The sequence below is a fragment of the Ilyobacter sp. genome, assembly GCF_041583315.1.
Taxonomy (GTDB): Bacteria; Fusobacteriota; Fusobacteriia; order Fusobacteriales; family Fusobacteriaceae; genus Ilyobacter.
The window spans coordinates 1-2,531 of sequence record NZ_JBFHGC010000427.1 but is presented as its reverse complement, the minus strand read 5'-3'; the positions used below and the strand labels follow the sequence as shown (position 1 = coordinate 2,531).

3 protein-coding genes are annotated in these 2,531 nt (G+C 34.6%); all 3 read right to left on the bottom strand.

Going from position 1 to position 2,531, the window contains the following annotated elements; all coding sequences use genetic code 11:
* Nucleotides 1-320: branched-chain amino acid ABC transporter permease (locus tag ABZA26_RS12460; RefSeq protein ID WP_372714838.1), on the bottom strand; the 320-nt coding region annotated here is incomplete at its 3' end.
* 290 nt (nucleotides 321-610) lie between these two features.
* Nucleotides 611-1,750 (bottom strand): ABC transporter substrate-binding protein, encoded by a 1,140-nt coding sequence (locus tag ABZA26_RS12455; protein WP_372714837.1) that lies wholly within the window; start codon nucleotides 1,748-1,750, stop codon nucleotides 611-613.
* A 327-nt stretch (nucleotides 1,751-2,077) separates the two neighbouring features.
* A partial coding sequence (locus ABZA26_RS12450; RefSeq protein WP_372714836.1) for a PhoH family protein occupies nucleotides 2,078-2,531 on the bottom strand: 454 nt, incomplete at its 5' end.

The window sequence follows — 2,531 nt, the reverse complement described above, 5'->3', positions numbered from 1 at the left end:
TTCTCAAGGAGTAAAGACATACCTATTGCAGTTATAAGTAGTGTTATTCTAGGTGAATTTCTGAGACGCTTATAAGCCACCTTTTCTATTATTATTCCCAGCAGTGCACTCAGTGCCATTGCCATTATGAGGGCAGGTATAAATCCAAGATTGAGCCTAGACACTGCCACGTATCCAAAGTAAGCCCCAGCCATATAGATGTCCCCGTGAGCAAAATTTATAAGCTTAATTATTCCGTAAACCATTGTGTATCCTATGGCTATCAAAGCATATACACTTCCCAGAGCCAAACCATTTAGAATTTGTTGTATAATTTCCATAATTTCACCTCATTTTTAAATTTTATCTTTACTTGAATCATGTAATTCTACTATATCTAATTTATGGTGTTTCTCTAAATAAATCACAGTAAGAACTTTTTTATATTCCAACTTGTACAATCATATATAAAATTACATGAATCAAGTACCAAAGATAAGCTGTGATTTTCCTTCCATAAAACCTTATGGATTCAACACTTTTAATATTAAGCAACCTTTCTCTGCATCTTAAAAGAGAAAGGTTGCCTTTTTCAAATTAAAATTCCGTATTTTTTCTGAATTTCATTAAATTAAAAGTTAATTTTCTTAACAAATTCCTGAGCACCGTCTTTAGTCTTTAAGATTACAGCTCCCTTTATAGGATTTCTGTCTTCGTCATATTTTATATTTCCAGATACAGCAGTTATATCAGTAGCCTTAAGTGCTTCTTTTATTTTTTCTCCATCTGTAGAACCTGCTTTTTCAATTGCAGCGATTAATATTTTTCCTGCATCATAAGAAAGAGCCGAGAAAGCACTTGGTATAGCATTAAATCTTTTTTCGTAAGCTTCTTTAAATGCAACAACTTCAGGAGATGTGTCCTCTGGAGAATAGTGGTTTGTAAAGTATCCTCCGTTTATTGCCTCTCCACCTACAGTAAATAGGTCTGGTGAATCCCAACCGTCTCCTCCTAAAAATACTGCGTCTATTCCTGTAGATCTAGCCTGTTTTGCTATTAATCCTACAGTATTATAGTAGTCAGGAAGCAATAATACTTCTGGTTTAAGGGATGCTATTTTTGTAAGTTGTGCATTAAAGTCAGAATCTCCGGTATTGTAAGTTTCTACCGCTACAATTTCTCCTCCAGCTTCTTCAAATCCTTTTTGAAAGAACTCAGCTAGACCTTTACTGTAATCATTTGCCACATCATAAAGTATCGCTGCTTTTTTTGCTTTTAAGTCTTCTGTGGAAAATTTAGCAAGGATTTTTCCTTGGAATGGATCTATAAAACAAGCTCTGAATACATATTCTCCACCTTGTGTAGTTACCTTAGGGTTTGTAGATGTAGGTGTTATCATCGGTATTTTGCTTTGTGTTGCAATAGGACCCACTGCTATACTACATTTACTTGCTATCGATCCTACTATAGCCACTACTTTATCATTATTTATAAGTTTCTGGGCCACACTTGCAGAACTTGCAGGTTTATTTTCATCATCTTCAAATAAAAATTCTATTTTTTTACCATTAATTCCTCCAGCTTCATTTACCTCATCCTGTAAAATCAGAAGTCCGTTTTTAGAAGATTCCCCAAAAGTTGCAATGTCACCGGTCAACGGAAGAATTGAACCGATTTTAATTACTGAAGCCTCCTCTTCTTTTTTCCCTCCACATGCTGCCAGAGCCACTATCATCCCTAGCATACCAAGCATCTTAATGATTTTTTTCATACCTCTCACTCTCCTAATATATATTTTTTTTAAAAAATTTTTATAAAAAAAAACACCGAACTACTCCCATATTATGTATCATAATAATGAAAGTAAATTGGTGTTCTGCTTCTTCGTAGTTAAAATAAAGGGATACTCTATTTTATTTCAAAGAAAAACCATTCACTTCTTATATTCTGTTTCGAAATCGAATTTATAGTATATATGTTACATCAACTTCTCTCGTCTGTCAATTGATTTTTAAAAAAATTAATTTAAATTTAAGAAAGCCCAGAAAATCTAAAAGGGCTCTCTTAAAATAATATAAAATTATAATTTTATTTCTTTTTATAAAAGCTTCGCCGCCAGCTCTGCCAGCTTTGATCTCTCACCTTTTTTGAGAGTTATATGTCCTGATATATCCACTGTTCTAAATTTTTCTGCCAGATAAGTCAGGCCGTTTGTGTTTGCATCTAGATAAGGACTGTCTATCTGTTCCGGATCCCCTGTGAATACGATCTTTGTATCCTCTCCGGCTCTTGTAACTATGGTTTTTATCTCAAGTGGAGTGAGATTCTGTGCCTCATCTATTATTATGAAGCCAGCCGGTATGGACCTACCTCTGATATATGTCAGAGCCTCTATTTTTAAAAGTCCCATGGACTCCAGACCCATTACCACCTTTTCACCAGCCTTGTCTTCCTTGTTTTCAGATAGAAAATCAATATTATCATATATCGGCTGCATCCATGGTTTAAGTTTCTCTTTCTCACTTCCCGGGAGATAACCTATATCCTTACCC